Annotated in this window: 11 protein-coding genes; 3 read left to right on the top strand and 8 right to left on the bottom strand. The window is 70.3% G+C overall.

Translation table 11 applies throughout. The features are described from left to right. Window positions 1-139: 139 nt before the first annotated feature. A complete protein-coding gene (locus Q7X29_RS17225; protein WP_316574714.1) occupies window positions 140-1,183 on the top strand; it encodes a nucleoside hydrolase in 1,044 nt (347 codons plus the stop codon). Continuing rightward, window positions 1,180-2,061, top strand: a complete 882-nt coding sequence (locus Q7X29_RS17220) for an amidohydrolase family protein (protein WP_316574713.1) — start codon at window positions 1,180-1,182, stop codon at window positions 2,059-2,061. Before Q7X29_RS17225 ends, Q7X29_RS17220 begins: the two co-directional genes overlap by 4 nt. On the opposite strand, the gene Q7X29_RS17215 is transcribed toward Q7X29_RS17220, so the two are convergent. From Q7X29_RS17215 to Q7X29_RS17205, 3 genes are all read right to left on the bottom strand, one after another. After that, window positions 2,062-3,108 (bottom strand): alpha/beta hydrolase, encoded by a 1,047-nt coding sequence (locus Q7X29_RS17215; RefSeq protein ID WP_316574712.1) that lies wholly within the window; start codon window positions 3,106-3,108, stop codon window positions 2,062-2,064. A 182-nt stretch (window positions 3,109-3,290) separates the two neighbouring features. Further along, on the bottom strand, window positions 3,291-3,926 hold the full coding sequence (locus tag Q7X29_RS17210) for a response regulator transcription factor (protein WP_316574711.1): 636 nt from the start codon (window positions 3,924-3,926) through the stop codon (window positions 3,291-3,293). Beyond that, a complete protein-coding gene (locus Q7X29_RS17205) occupies window positions 3,923-5,071 on the bottom strand; it encodes a sensor histidine kinase (RefSeq protein WP_316574710.1) in 1,149 nt (382 codons plus the stop codon). Before Q7X29_RS17205 ends, Q7X29_RS17210 begins: the two co-directional genes overlap by 4 nt. Window positions 5,072-5,231: 160 nt before the next feature. Between Q7X29_RS17205 and Q7X29_RS17200 the strand changes: the two genes are divergently transcribed. Continuing rightward, the gene (locus Q7X29_RS17200) at window positions 5,232-6,710 is read left to right on the top strand and encodes a multicopper oxidase family protein (protein ID WP_316574709.1); all 1,479 of its coding nucleotides are present in this window, start codon (window positions 5,232-5,234) and stop codon (window positions 6,708-6,710) included. Here the strand turns inward: Q7X29_RS17200 and Q7X29_RS17195 are convergent, their stop codons facing one another. The 5 genes from Q7X29_RS17195 to Q7X29_RS17175 form a co-directional block, all read right to left on the bottom strand. Further along, the gene (locus Q7X29_RS17195; RefSeq protein ID WP_218720011.1) at window positions 6,711-7,184 is read right to left on the bottom strand and encodes an SRPBCC domain-containing protein; all 474 of its coding nucleotides are present in this window, start codon (window positions 7,182-7,184) and stop codon (window positions 6,711-6,713) included. Further along, on the bottom strand, window positions 7,181-7,546 hold the full coding sequence (locus Q7X29_RS17190) for an ArsR/SmtB family transcription factor (RefSeq protein WP_218720010.1): 366 nt from the start codon (window positions 7,544-7,546) through the stop codon (window positions 7,181-7,183). Before Q7X29_RS17190 ends, Q7X29_RS17195 begins: the two co-directional genes overlap by 4 nt. Window positions 7,547-7,710: 164 nt before the next feature. Further along, complete coding sequence (gene meaB, locus Q7X29_RS17185) at window positions 7,711-8,805, bottom strand: methylmalonyl Co-A mutase-associated GTPase MeaB (RefSeq protein ID WP_255588247.1); 1,095 nt, start codon at window positions 8,803-8,805, stop codon at window positions 7,711-7,713. A 70-nt stretch (window positions 8,806-8,875) separates the two neighbouring features. Further along, complete coding sequence (scpA, locus tag Q7X29_RS17180; RefSeq protein ID WP_316574708.1) at window positions 8,876-11,140, bottom strand: methylmalonyl-CoA mutase; 2,265 nt, start codon at window positions 11,138-11,140, stop codon at window positions 8,876-8,878. Then, window positions 11,140-13,011: a methylmalonyl-CoA mutase family protein gene (locus tag Q7X29_RS17175; RefSeq protein ID WP_316574707.1), complete on the bottom strand. Its 1,872-nt coding sequence runs from the start codon at window positions 13,009-13,011 to the stop codon at window positions 11,140-11,142. The genes scpA and Q7X29_RS17175 overlap by 1 nt, the downstream gene beginning before the upstream one ends. Window positions 13,012-13,059: the final 48 nt, after the last annotated feature.

Raw genomic sequence — 13,059 nt, 5'->3', positions numbered from 1 at the left:
CTTTCGTCGTCGTCGGCGCGACATTCGCCGACCCGGGATCGGCCCGTCACGCGGCGAAAACGCCATGACCAGCGGCGAACGGTCCGGCTACGGCACGGTCGGCGGCGGCGCGCGAAACGCCCGCGGTTACCCTCGACCTGTGGCGCGCAAGATCATCCTCGATGTCGATACCGGAATCGACGATTCGCTGGCGCTGCTGTATCTGCTGGCCTCTCCCGAGGCCGAGCTCCTCGGGATCGCCGCGACCGCGGGCAATGTGCCGACCGCCCAGGTCGCCGCGAACACCCTCGCCCTGCTGGATCTCGCGCGGGCGGGCAGCGTCGAGGTGGCGGCGGGCGCGCACGGCCCGCTGGTGGTGCCGCTGCGTACCACCGAGGACACCCACGGCTCGCAGGGCCTCGGCTACGCCGAACTCCCCGCCTCGCCCCGGCCACTCTCCGATCGGTCCGCCGCGCGGATGTGGGTGGAGCTGGCCCGCGCGCACCCCGGCTCCGCGATCGGCCTGTGCACCGGCCCGCTGACCAACCTGGCACTGGCCCTGCGGATGGAACCCGAGCTGCCCCTGTTGCTGGACCGCCTGGTCGTCATGGGTGGCGCGTTCAACCACCCCGGGAACACGACGCCGACGAACGAGTGGAACATCCACGTCGACCCCGAGGCCGCCAAGGAGGTCTTCGACGCCTTCTCGGCCGCCCCGCCGGACCGCAGGCCCCTGGTGTGTGCCCTCGACATCACCGAGTCCATCGAGATGCGGCCCGAGCACCTGGTCCGGCTGGCCGAGGTCGCGCACAGCGCGCCGCTCGAGCGGGTGGCCGCAGGCGATGCGGCCGACTGGCGCTCGGCGGCCGGCAATCCGGTCATCCGGTACCTGGTCGACGCGGTGCGCTTCTACTTCGATTTCCACGACGGCTACGACCTGGGCTATCTCGCGCACATGCACGATCCCTTCGCCGCCGCCGTGGCGCTGGACCCCGCGCTGGCGCGGACCAGGCCCGCGACCGTCGACGTCGAGCTGACCGGCACCCTCACCCGGGCCACCACCGTCGCCGACTGGGCGGGCATGTGGGGCCGCGAACCCAACGCCGACATCGTGGTCGGCACCGATCCCGCCGTCTTCTTCGAACGTCTCGTCACCCGCGTCGGCGCGCTGGCCCGTCGCCTGTACCCGGAGCCGCCCTCGTGACCGTCGATACCGCCGCCTATCTCGCCGACTTCCGCGCCCGCCTCGGGCTGCCCGCGATCGTCGACGTGCACACCCATTTCATGCCCGACCAGGTGATGCGCAAGGTGTGGGCGTACTTCGACCAGGTCGGCCCGCTGACCGGGCGGACGTGGCCGATCACCTACCGCGACGACGAGCAGGTGCGACTGAAGACGCTGCGCGACTTCGGCGTCCGCGCGTTCACCTCGCTGGTGTACCCGCACAAGCCGCAGATGGCGGCCTGGCTCAACGACTGGACCGCCGAGTTCGCGGCCCGCACCCCCGACTGCCTGCACACCGCCACCTTCTACCCGGAACCGTCGGCGCCCGACTACGTCCGCGCGGCGATCGACAGCGGCGCCCGGGTCTTCAAGGTGCACATCCAGGTCGGCGCGTTCTCCCCGCTCGATCCGCAGCTCGACCCGGTGTGGGCGATCCTCGCCGAGGCGGGAGTGCCCGTGCTCATCCACTGCGGATCCGGTCCGGCCCCGGGCGAATTCACCGGGCCGGCGCCGATCGCCGAACTGCTGCGGCGGTTTCCGGATCTGTGCCTGATCATCGCGCACATGGGCACCCCCGAGTACAGCGAGTTCCTCGACCTGGCCGAGCAGTACCCGCGCCTGTACCTCGACACCACCATGGTGTGGACCGATTTCAGCGAGGCAGGCGCGCCGTTCCCGCCTGCCGAGCGGGACCGCCTGCGCCGCTTCGGGAATCGGATCCTGTTCGGTAGCGACTTCCCCAACATCCCGTACCCGTACGCCGAGGCCGTCCAGGCGCTCGAGCGCCTCGAGCTCGGGCCGGACTGGCTGCGCAAGGTGTGTCACGACAACGCGGTCGCGCTGTTCGAGCTGCGCTGATCAGGCGGGGATCTCCATCCCCTCGGCCAGCAGCGGCCAGGAGTTCTTGAACGCCTTCTGCCAGTAGCCCCACGAGTGGGTGCCCTGGGTGTCCACGTCGAAGGTGGCGGGAATGTCGAGCTCGGCGAGCCGTTCCCGCAGGTTCTCGGTGCACCAGCTGGTCGCGGCCTCGATCACGCCGCCGACGACGATCTGGTTGGCGAGCCCCACCGGACCCCAGGTGATCAGGTGCGGGTCGCCGAGCTGGTCGTGTTCGCCCGGCAGGCCGTTGCCGTTGGAGATGTAGAGCTTGGTGCCGCGCAATCCTTCGGCATTGACGACCGGATCGTTGGCGACCCACTCGGGGTCACCAGGCGGTCCGTACATGTTCGAGGCGTCCCCGCCGCCGGTGCCGACCACGACGTTGACGAACTGCCTGCCCACCGGATCGCTGATCTGCGCGCAGCCGCTGTAGGCCGCGACCGAACGGAACAGGCCCGGCTTGGCGATCGCGAGTTGCAGTACCGAGGTGACGGTCATCGAGTTCGCGGCGATGGCGTTGCGGCCGGTCGTATCGAACATCGTGTCGACGAGGGCGGGGAGTTCGTCGAGGAAGAAGGTGCGCCACTTGTTCACGCCGAGTCGCGGATCCGTACTGCGCCAGTCGGTGTAGTAGCTCCACGCGCCACCCACCGGCATCACGACGTTGACGTCCTTGGCCGCCAGGAAGTCCACCACATCGGTGTTCTGCTCCCAGGTGGCGGTGTCCTCGCCGCCGCCCGCGCCGTTGACCAGATACAGCGAGGGGCGCGGGACCGAGGTGTCGGCCGGTCGCTGCACCTTCACCGAGACCTCGCGCGCCATCGCCGCCGAGTAGATCCGGACGGTCACCTGCCGACCGTCGATCGAGGTCACCTCGGCACGCGAGCCGTCGATCGCCACGGCCCGATTCGCCACCGCCACACCGGCTTCCGGAACCTCCGCCAGGGCGGGAGCACCACCGCCGACCATCGAACCGGCGGCGAGGAACACCGCCGCCACCGCCGAGAGGGCGCTGCGGCATCGCATCGATCGAACCTCCTACCGAAAACAGACCGCTCAGTGCGGTCGGTTCAGTATCGGGCTCGATCACGGCACCGTTACCGGCTTCTTACCGATTCGTCACCAAAGACAATGGGAGCACTCGCGAATGATGAAGCAGCAACCGTGCAGCGACGTCGCCGAGGCGTCGGGCATTGCCATGACGGCTCTCACCGTTGAGACAGCTTGGAGGCGTACACCGCCAGGCGGACACGGTTGTCGGTGCCGGTCTTCTCGAACAGGTTCGCGAGGTGGGTCTTCACGGTGCTCACCCCCAGGTGCAGCCGATCGGCGATCTCCTGGTTGCCGTACCCCTGCCCGACCAGAAGCAGCACCTCGCGTTCACGAGGACTCAGCTCCGGCCCGGCGACCGTGGGCGCGGGCTGAGCGGCGAGCGCCCGGTCGACCAGTCGGCGCAGGAGCGCGGGCGAGAAAAGCAGGTCGCCGTCCACCGTCCGGCGGATGGCGTCGAGCAGGACCTCGGGATCGGTGTCCTTGACGAAATAGCCGGACGCGCCGGCGGCCAGCGCCGGGAACAGGTGTTCGTCGTCGTCGAAGGTCGTGAGCACCAGCACTTTCGCCCGGGGCGCCGACGCGAGGATCTGCCGGGTGGCCGCGACACCGTCCAGACCGGGCATCCGCAGATCCATCACCACCAGATCGGGCGCGAGCTCGGCGAACTGGCGGACAGCCGCCATCCCGTCGGCCGCTTCGCCGACGACGGCGAGATCGGTGGTGTCCTCGATGAGCATGCGCAGGCCCGCGCGCACCAGGCGCTGATCGTCGGCCAGCAATACCGTGATCATGCCGGATCGGTTCCCTTCGCGACATCGGGCAGCCGGGCCCGGACGACCCAGTGCCCACCGTCGGCCGCGGCGGTGAGCGTGCCGCCCGCCACGGCGGCGCGTTCCCGCATCCCGACGAGACCGTGACCCGGCGGCGCGGCGGTTCCGGCACGGCCACTGCGCACCTCGAGGTCGATGCCGCTGTCGCGCCGGGCGATCCGGATCCGCACGGGCGCATCGCGATCCGCGTGCTTCATGACATTGGTCAGCGATTCCTGGACCAACCGCAGCAGGGTCAGCCTGCTCATCGCGTCCAGCGCGCCGAGGTCGGCCTCGAGCTCGGCGTCGATGGTGAAGCCGGCGGCCCGCGCGCGGGTGAGGGCGGCGGCGATCTCGGTGCCGACCGCGTCCGCTTCGACCAGGGACACGGCGCCCAGGGCGGGATCACGCAGCGCGGCGAGGAATCGGCGGATGTCGGACAGCGCGTCGGTCGCGGTCGCGCGGACGTCGTCGAGGACCGCGACCACCCGGGGATCGGCGTCGCGCACCACCCGTCCGGCGACGGACACGCGCAGGATGATCGAGGCCATGTGGTGGGCGACCACATCGTGCAGTTCCCTGGCCATCGCCGCGCGCTCGTCGAGGCGGGTGCGCGCTTCGGCGTCGGCCGCGCGCATCCGGAGACTGTCGGCGAGCTCGCGCTGGCCACGCAGGTACAGCCCGAGCAGCAGTGGCAGCCCGACATAGGCGACCGCCTCGACCACGGTCGAGGCCCGCCCGATGGAGGTGTCGTGCAGGCCGACGCGCCCGAGCACCACCGCGGCGGCCCAGGCCGCGGTCGCCACCCACACCGTCGAACGCCGACGGGTGCGCGCGATCACGTCGACCAGCGCCACCGCGCCGAGGTAGGGCACCAGGCCGGACACGCCCCACGCCGGTGTCCGCAGCAGCGGCACGGCCAGCGCCGACAAGATCAGCGACACCGCCAGCGGCCACCGCGCCCCGGCGAGGAAGACCAGGCCGGCCGTCATCGCGAGCAGCCAGTAGTGCGGCGGCACCCGGTACTGGCCCGGGTAGGTGCTGGCCAGCAGCAGGACCGGGATCAGCGCCAGCGGCAGCCACCGCAGGAGCGGCCGCGGGTCGCGGCGTGCGCTGGTGTCGATCACGCACCCACGGTAGGCGACGCACCGGGGGTAGCACGCGATCGGCGCGTCCGCAACAGCCGCGCGGCCGGAATCAGCGGCCCGCTCTCCGGCTCCGGGGTGGAGTGGCCGGGGCCCGAACCGATCGAAGCTGGAGACTCCGCACAGACAAGGAGTACGCCACGTGGTCTCGCGCCGAGGATTCCTCACCGGACTCGCCCTCGCTCCGGTCGCCTATGCCGCCGGTTGTTCGTTCCGCACCGCCGCGCCCATGCCGTCGTCGGCCACGCGCCCGCTCCCGATCCCGCCACCGGCGCCGTCGACGGTGGGCGTCGACGGTGTCCGCCGGTTCACCTTGCGCGCGCAGGCGGGCTACACCGAGATGCTGCGTGGTGTCCGCACCGCGACCTGGGGCTACGACGGGTCGGTGCTCGGCCCGACCCTGCGGGCCCGGCGCGGTGAGCGGGTCGCGGTCACGGTGACCAACGACCTGCCCGAACCGACGTCGGTGCACTGGCACGGCATGCACGTGCCCGCCGCCGCCGACGGCGGACCGCATCAGATGATCACTCCCGGTGCGGTGTGGACGCCGAGCTGGACGGTGGCGCAGCAGGCCGCGACACTCTGGTACCACCCGCACCCCCACGGCGCTACCGAACGGCACGTCCAGCGCGGGCTGGCCGGGTTCTTCCTCGTCGACGACGATCCCGCCGACGCGCTGGATCTACCGAAAGACTATGGCGTGGACGATATTCCGCTGGTGATCCAGGACCGCCGGTTCACCGCCGACGGCGCCATCGACGAATCCGACGCCACCGATGTGGGCCTGCTGGGCGACACCATCGTCACCAACGGCATCGCGGGCGCCCATCTCGACGTCACCACCGAGCGGGTGCGGCTGCGCGTGCTCAACGGATCCGCGGGCCGCCTGTACCACCTGGCGCTCGGCGACGGCCGGTCGTTCCAGCTGATCGCCACCGATGGCGGCCTGCTCCCGGAACCCGTGGCACTGTCGCGAATCCAGCTCAGCCCCGGGGAACGGGCGGAGATCGTGGTCACCGTTCGCGCGGGCGAGAACGTCACGTTACGGTCGCTGCCGATCGGCGACCGCGCCGGGATCGATCGCGCCGGCGAGTTCGGTTTCGACGACACCTTCGCCATCCTGGACCTGCGGGCCGCCGACACCCTGCGCCCCGCGGCGGCCGTGCCCGCGGCGCTGGTGCCCCTCCGACCCCTCGCCGCGGCGACCACCGCGCCGACCCGCAGCGTCGAGCTGCGCTGGTTCATGATCAACAACCGGCGGATGGACATGAACCGCATCGACATGACCATCCCGGTCGACACCACCGAGGTCTGGTCGGTTCGCAACGAGGACAACTGGCCACACAACTTCCACATCCACGACGTCCAGTTCCAGATCCTCGCGGTCGACGGAAACCCGCCTCCCCCAGCACTTTCCGGCTGGAAGGACACGGTGTACACGGCGCCGGGCGTCACCTACACCCTGGCCATGCACTTCGCCGATCACACCGACCCGACCTTCCCGTACATGTACCACTGTCACCTGCTCCATCACGAGGACCAGGGCATGATGGGCCAGTTCCTGGTCCTCGCGCCGGGGCAGCAGCCGGCCCCGATGCGGATGGACATGGACCACGGGTGATCAGGCGACGGATTCGAGGTACTTCGCCAGCGTGTCGACCAGCTCGCGGGTGCCTTCCTCGCGCTGGGCGCCGGTGTCGTGGCCGTCGAGGTGGGCGCCGAATTCGACGAGGGTGAGCTTGGTGCCGGTGCTGGTCGGTTCGAATTCCCAGGTCGCGACCGAGGTGGAGATGTGGGCGCCGTCGAGCCACATGTCGTAGGTGTAGACGAGGCGTTCGTTGTCGATGATGTCGGTGTAGGTGGCGACGAAGCGCGAGGTCACCGACTCCTGGAAGATGCCCTCGTTGATCTCGATGCCGCCGACGCGGAAGTCGACGGAGGCCTCGGTCAGCTCCCAGCCCTCCTCGCCGCCGAACCACTTGCTCTTGACGGCGGGATCGGCGAACGCCTGGAACGCGACCGCGGGCGTCACGGGCACCTCGCGCTCGATGGTGAACTGGGCGTGGTTGATGGTGCGGGTCGCGGTGTCGTTCATTGTTGTTCTCCCTCTGCGTTGTTCACTGATTCCATGAGTAGTGCCGTGAGCCGGTCGAGTTGCCGCTCGGCCGGTGGTCGTTGCTGCCGCAGCCAGTCGATCGCGGACCCGAAGGCCCCCGGAGCCAGCTGATAGGTCCGCACGCGCCCGATCTTGGCCGAGCTGACGATCCGCCCGGCCTCGAGCGCCTTCAGGTGCTGCACGATCGTCGGCAACGCGACCTCGAACGGCGCCGCGAGATCCGACACCGAGGCAGGTCCCCGAGCGAGCCGCTCGACGATCGCCCGCCGCGTCGGATCGGCCAGCGCCCGGAAGACACTGTCCAGTCCCCCGTCCGACTCACCACCCGAATACTTAGGCACATGCCTAAGTATTCACATCGGCGGTCCTCCGCGCAACCCCTGCGGGCAAACGACGTCCAGCGACGAGGAAAATGACAGCGACTGACCGTGATCACCCTCGGTGTCGCCCTGGTGAATCCCGTCGAATCGCCGAGCCGCGATTCGTGACAGCCCCGGAATCCGGCTCAGGCGTCGAAGGCGCGCAGGATCTGTTCGGCGGCCAGGGCCGGGGTGAGAGTGCCGTCGCGGACGGCGGATTCGATCTGGGGGCGTGCGGATTTCACGGCGGGGTTGTCGGCGAGACGGCGCAGGATCTGGTCGTGCACCATGGTCCAGGTCCAGTCGACCTGCTGACGACGGCGCTTCTCGGCGAATTCGCCCGCCTCGGTGAGGACGCGACGGTGTTCCAGGACGGTGTCCCAGAACTTGTCGAGGCCGACGCCTTCGAGCCCGCTCATGGTGAGCACGGGCGGACGCCAGAGCGCGTCGTGCGGGTGGATCAGGCGCAGGGCCCCGGACAGCTCGCGCGCCGCGGCTTTGGCCTCGATCTCGTGCTTGCCGTCGGCCTTGTTGACCGCGACCAGCTCGGCCAGTTCCAGCACGCCCTTCTTGATGCCCTGGAGCTGGTCACCGGTGCGGGCCAGGGTGAGGAAGCAGAACACGTCGACCATATTGGCGACGGTCACCTCGGATTGACCGACACCGACGGTCTCCACCAGGATCACGTCGTAGCCGGCGGCTTCGAGCAGCACGATGGTCTCGCGGGTGGCCTTGGCCACGCCGCCGAGAGTGCCCGCGGTCGGCGAGGGCCGGATGAACGCGTCGGCTTCCAGCGACAGCCGCGCCATCCGGGTCTTGTCCCCGAGGATCGAGCCGCCGGTGCGGGTCGAGGACGGGTCCACCGCCAGCACCGCCACGCGATGGCCCTTGCCCAGCAGGTACATGCCGAGGGCGTCGATGAACGTCGACTTGCCCACGCCGGGAACGCCGGTGATGCCGACCCGGTTCGACACGACCGTGCCCGGCTCGGTGCCCAGCCGCAGCAGCAACTGCTGCGCCAGCTCCCGGTGATCGGCACGGGTCGATTCGACCAGCGTGATCGCCCGCGCCAGCGGGGCACGCTGACCCGCCCGGATCCCGTCGGCCAGCTCGTCGATGTCGATCGTGCGCGCGGCCCGAGCGACCGACCGGCCTTCGTTGCGTGGAGCCCCGACGCCCGCGGTGGTGCCGAGCCGGGGGTGCGCTGCCGTACCCCCGGCCCGCTCTACGGCGTCGCTCATACGGCTCCCCCACAGCACGCTCGCGCACCCACTGTGATGACGCCGGCTATCGCGTCCGGACGCTGACCGATCATGCCGGTGCGCCGCCACCGATCTCGTGCCCGAGCGAGGCACCCAGCTTCTTCAGCAGGTCGATGGCCGCGTCGGCGATGACCGTGCCGGGCGGGAAGATCGCCGCGGCGCCCGCCTCGTACAGCTCGTCGAAGTCACCGGGCGGGATGACACCGCCGACGATGACCATGATGTCGGGGCGACCGACATCGGCCAGCGCCTGCCGCAGGGCGGGCACCAGCGTGAGGTGACCCGCGGCCAGCGAGGAGACACCGACGATGTGCACGTCGTTGTCGGCCGCCTGGCGCGCCACCTCTTCGGGGGTCTGGAACAGCGGGCCCACGTCGACGTCCATGCCCAGGTCGGCGAACGCGGTCGCGATCACCTTCTGGCCGCGGTCGTGGCCGTCCTGGCCCATCTTGGCGACCAGGATGCGCGGGCGGCGACCCTCGGCCTCGGCGAACTCCTCGACGAGCGCGATGGCCGCGCCGATGTTGGAGGCCTTGCCTGCTTCGTCACGGTACACACCGGAGAGCGTACGGATCTCGGCCTGATGGCGGCCGTAGACCTTCTCCAGTGCGTCGGAGATCTCACCGACGGTGGCCTTGGCGCGCGCGGCGTCGATGGCCAGGGCCAGCAGGTTGTTGTCCATGCCGCCCTCGGCGGAGGCCGCGGCGCGGGTGAGGTTGGCCAGCGCGGCCTCGACGGCGTCCGAATCACGTTCGGCGCGCAGCCGTTCCAGCTTCTCGATCTGCTCGGCGCGCACGCGCGAGTTCTCGACCTTGAGGACCTCGACCTGCTGATCCTCTTCGACCTGGTACTTGTTGACGCCGATCACCGGCTGCTGGCCGGTGTCGATGCGCGCCTGGGTGCGGGCAGCGGCCTCTTCGATGCGCAGCTTCGGAATGCCTTCCGAGATCGCCTGCGCCATACCGCCGTGCGCCTCCACCTCGGCGATGTGCGCGCGGGCGCGCTCGGCGAGCTGGTGGGTGAGCCACTCCACGTAGTACGAGCCACCCCACGGGTCGATCGGACGGGTGGTGTTGGACTCCTGCTGGATCAGCAGCTGGGTATTGCGGGCGATGCGGGCGGAGAAGTCCGTCGGCAGCGCGAGCGCCTCGTCGAGGGCGTTGGTGTGCAGCGACTGGGTGTGGCCCTGGGTCGCGGCCATCGCCTCGATGCAGGTGCGCGCCACATTGTTGTAGGCGTCCTGGGCGGTGAGCGACCAACCGGAAGTCTGCGAATGCGTCCGCAGCGACAGCGATTTCGCACTCTTGGGCTCGAACTTCGAGACCAGCTCACTCCACAGCAGGCGACCCGCGCGCAGCTTGGCGACCTCCATGAAGAAGTTCATGCCGATGGCCCAGAAGAACGACAGGCGCGGAGCGAACTTGTCGACGTCCATGCCCGCCGCGATTCCGGCCCGGATGTACTCCACGCCGTCGGCCAGGGTGTAGGCCAACTCCAGATCGGCTGTGGCACCCGCCTCTTGGATGTGATAGCCCGAGATGGAGATCGAGTTGAACTTCGGCATCTTGGCGCTGGTGAAGGCGAAGATGTCGGAGATGATCCGCATCGAGGGCTTGGGCGGGTAGATGTAGGTGTTGCGGACCATGAACTCTTTCAGAATGTCGTTCTGAATGGTTCCGGCCAGCTGCTCGGGCCCGACTCCCTGCTCTTCGGCGGCGACGACGTAGAGCGCCAGGATCGGCAGCACCGCGCCGTTCATGGTCATCGACACCGACACCTGGTCCAGCGGGATCTGGTCGAAGAGCTGGCGCATGTCCAGGATCGAGTCGATCGCGACGCCGGCCATGCCCACGTCGCCCTGCACGCGCGGGTGGTCGGAGTCGTAGCCGCGGTGGGTGGCGAGGTCGAAGGCGACCGACAGGCCCTTCTGACCGGCCTGCAGGTTGCGGCGGTAGAAGGCGTTGGAGTCGGCGGCGGTGGAGAAGCCCGCGTACTGGCGAATGGTCCACGGCTGGTTGACGTACATGGTCGGGTAGGGACCGCGCAGGAACGGCGCCACGCCGGGCACCGTGTCGAGCGGATAACCCTGCGCGACAACGGCATCGCGGTCGGCCTTGGTGAACACCGGCGGCACGTCGATGCCCTCGGGCGTGGCCCAGGTGAGCTGGTCGGCGGTGGTGTGGTTGGCCGCGGCGGCCTCGGCCACGAACTCCTTGACCTGCGCGTCGTCGACCTCGGCGGCCGTCGGCGCGTGCTCGGTCAGCGGCACCTCGGCGAAACTACCGACCAGGTGCTCGATATCGGATGTCGTCATCAGGCTCCCACCTTCTCCAGCAGCTGCGACAGGACCGCGACCGCGTCGATGCGCAGGGTCAGGTACCCGTCGGGACGCTGTGTACCGCTGTACTGCGCGACCGACTTCTCCGGTCCGGCCAGCAGGACCGTGTCGATGCCCGCGGCACGCAGGGCCTCGACCGCGGCGCCGGCTTCCTCGCCGTAGCGCTTGTCGGCACCGCACAGCACCGCGATCGGCGCACCGGACGCGGTGGCGGCCGCGGCGATTCCGTCGACGGTCAGCGGGCCGGGGTTGACCGACTCGATACCGCCGGAGGCCAGCACGTTCGCGGTGAAGATCGTGCGGGCGTTGTGTTCGGCGACCGGGCCGAGCGGCACGATCAGCGCCTGCGGCCGGGCACCGTTGGCCGCGAGGTAGGCGTCGGAACGGTTGCGCAGCGACTCGAACGCCGCGCCGTAGCGCGCGACCGAGTCCGCGGTGCGGGCCTGCTCCGAGAGCGGGGTCTCGGCCAGGTTGGGGAATTCGTTGACGCCGGTGACCGCGGCCTTGCGGTGCGCGATGTCGGCGGCGCGGGTGGCGGCCGTCTCGGCGATGCGCTCGGCGACCAAGCCCGCGGCCAGCGCGGCGGGATAGCCACCGGCGGCCTCGATCTCCTGCATGAACTCCCAGGCCTTGGCGGCGAGTTCGTCGGTCAGCGAGTCGACGTACCAGGAACCGGCGGCCGGGTCCTGGACGTGCCCGAGACGCGACTCCTCGAGCAGCAGCAGCTGGATATTGCGGGCCATGCGCTCCGAGAACGACTGCGAGACGCCGAGTTCGCCCGGGGGCAGAGCGGAGTCGAACGGGGCCACGGTGACCGAGTCGGCACCACCGACACCGGCGCCGAAGGCGGCCAGGGTCGTGCGCAGCAGGTTCACCCAGGGGTCGCGCTGGGTCATCATGGCGGCCGAGGTCACCGCGTGCTGCGGGGCGGCACCGAAAGCGGGCGCGCCGCACACCTGCGCGACGCGGGCCCAGAGACGCCGGGCCGCGCGGAACTTCGCGATCGTGGCGAACTGGTCGTCGGTGGCCGCGAAGCGGAACTCGAGCTGACCGAACGCGTCGGCGATGTCGACGCCGGCGGCGGTCAGCGCGCGTAGGTACGCCAGACCGGCCGCGACGGACGCGCCCAGTTCCTGAGCGTCGGCGGCGCCGGCGTTGTGGAAGGCGGTGCCGTCCACGGTGATCGCGCGCACGGTCTCCGGACGGGCGATCGCGCGGGTGGCCAGGGCGACGGCCTGATCGATGTCGATGTCGGCGGCGCCGGCGAAAGCACTCGTCAGCGGCGCGGCGCCCAGGCCGACCTGGATCTGCGCCCGCTCGGCGAGCTGGTAGCCGTCGAGCACCGTGAAGACCTGCGCGGCGGCGGCGTCGACGTCGGCGCCCGCCACCAGGGTCAGCGGGGCCAGCTCGAAGAGCAGGCCGGTCAGGGCGGTGGGAATGTCGGCGGTCGCGATGCCCTCGGCGCCCACGCCGAGCGACACGGCGCTCACGCCGTTCTCCAGCCAGCTGAGAATCGTCCGGTTGGTGGCCGCGGCATCGGCCGAGCCGGCGAAGGCGGCGACGAACCAGCCGCGCTGCGGGTCGCGGGTGGCGCTGCCACCGCGGACGAACGGGAAAGCGCCCGGCAGCGGCTGCTCGGGCAGTTCGTCGCGGCGGGTGTAGAGCGGGGCGATGGTCAGCCCGTCATAGGTGGTCTCGTCGAGCAGATGCTCGGGCTCCGCCGGGAGCTCGGCAGCCTCGACCCGTCGCGCTTTCGCCAGCACGCCCGCCACACCCTTGCGCCACGCGGCGTACTCGGGCACCGGATCCGGTGCGAGTCCCGCCCCGGACTCTGAACCAATCGGCATAGCTGCTGTTCTCTCTTCCATTCGACGACCGCATCCCGGTGTACTGCC

This window comes from Nocardia canadensis (assembly GCF_032656385.1).
In the GTDB taxonomy this organism is placed as follows: Bacteria; Actinomycetota; Actinomycetes; order Mycobacteriales; family Mycobacteriaceae; genus Nocardia; species Nocardia canadensis.
Note: the sequence above shows the minus strand (reverse complement) of the source record. Positions and strands in the feature narration are given on the sequence as shown.

Bases quoted from the DNA above. Each gene is read 5' to 3' on its own strand.
- Q7X29_RS17210 (WP_316574711.1), bottom strand. From the start codon at position 3,926: ATGATCACGGTATTGCTGGCCGACGATCAGCGCCTGGTGCGCGCGGGC.
- Q7X29_RS17215 (WP_316574712.1), bottom strand. From the start codon at position 3,108: ATGCGATGCCGCAGCGCCCTCTCGGCGGTGGCGGCGGTGTTCCTCGCC.
- scpA (WP_316574708.1), bottom strand. From the start codon at position 11,140: ATGACGACATCCGATATCGAGCACCTGGTCGGTAGTTTCGCCGAGGTG.
- Q7X29_RS17195 (WP_218720011.1), bottom strand. From the start codon at position 7,184: ATGAACGACACCGCGACCCGCACCATCAACCACGCCCAGTTCACCATC.
- Q7X29_RS17175 (WP_316574707.1), bottom strand. From the start codon at position 13,011: ATGCCGATTGGTTCAGAGTCCGGGGCGGGACTCGCACCGGATCCGGTG.
- meaB (WP_255588247.1), bottom strand. From the start codon at position 8,805: ATGAGCGACGCCGTAGAGCGGGCCGGGGGTACGGCAGCGCACCCCCGG.